Genomic DNA, 1,050 nt, shown 5'->3' with positions numbered 1-1,050 from the left:
GGCCCGGTGGTACAGACCGGGCTCATCAGCGACGACGCGGCCCAGCTCGCGCAGCCCCGTGCGCGGCGCCGGCCGGACACCGGCCGACCGGTCCGGCCCCGCGTCTTCCGAGGACATCCTCGCGTTCCCGGTCATGGCCCGGACCCGGCGGCGCATCAGGTCGGCGTAGGCACGGGGCGGCCGGACCTCCACGCGGGCAGCGGGAACGACGACGCGCTCATCGTCGCTGAACGCCAGCGCCATCGCCAAGTCGTCGGCCATCACGTCGTCATCTCCGGCGAAGAACGGCGTGAGGCGCTCGTGCCCGCCCTCGTCGACCGCGATCACGCCGCGCCCGAACAGCTCCCGCCGAGCTACGGGCAACCGCGTCCAGACGTCGTAGTACCAGCGCACCGGCCACGCCACGTCGTCCATCGGCAGCACCCGCTCAGGCCCTGCGACGTGCACGGCGGACACGCTCAATGCCCGGCACAGCTCGTCCACGTCGGACCGGCCGATGACGACGTCGGCGTCGACGTACAGGCGGGGAAAACCGGTGGCCGCCTCGTCCCCCAACCGCAGCGCCGCGCTCTTCGAAGCCACTGGCGTCTCCACTACCCGCACGCCGGCGAACCCGGCCGCGACCTCGGCCGTCGCATCGTCGCAGCCGTTCGCGACCACGATCACGTCAAGCTCCATATCGGAGGCCGGCTCGACGCCGTCTTCTCGGCCCTCGTCTTCGCCGGACAGCCCATCACCAGCACTCGGCACGTCGATGAGCACGGCCAGCAGCCGTCCGAGGACCCGCTCCTCGTTGTGAGCGGGGATGACGACGCAAGGCATGCGTGCAGTATCGACGCTAGGCGCACCGAGCGCCAGCCCAGGCACCGCGGAGCTAACGCTCTTCCAGCAGCTCGGCCACGGCGTCCGCGGCCGAGCCGGGGCCGGCCATCTCCAACCGCCACCCGGCGACATTCTTCGACATCCGGGCCGCCGCCTCCCAGGCCCGTTCGCCGAGGCGGTAATGGTTGAACGACGCGGCGAGCACCTCGGTCAGCACCTCGCCGGCGG

1 protein-coding gene is annotated in these 1,050 nt (G+C 72.1%); it reads right to left on the bottom strand.

Annotation, left to right across the window (positions count from 1 at the left end; genetic code table 11):
- The coding region (locus ELR45_RS19110; protein ID WP_165367924.1) for a glycosyltransferase family 2 protein at positions 1-822 on the bottom strand (822 nt) is incomplete at its 3' end.
- Positions 823-1,050 lie beyond the last annotated feature (228 nt).

This window comes from Phytoactinopolyspora endophytica (assembly GCF_004138495.1).
Classification (GTDB): Bacteria; Actinomycetota; Actinomycetes; order Jiangellales; family Jiangellaceae; genus Phytoactinopolyspora; species Phytoactinopolyspora endophytica.
Note: the sequence above shows the minus strand (reverse complement) of the source record. Positions and strands in the feature narration are given on the sequence as shown.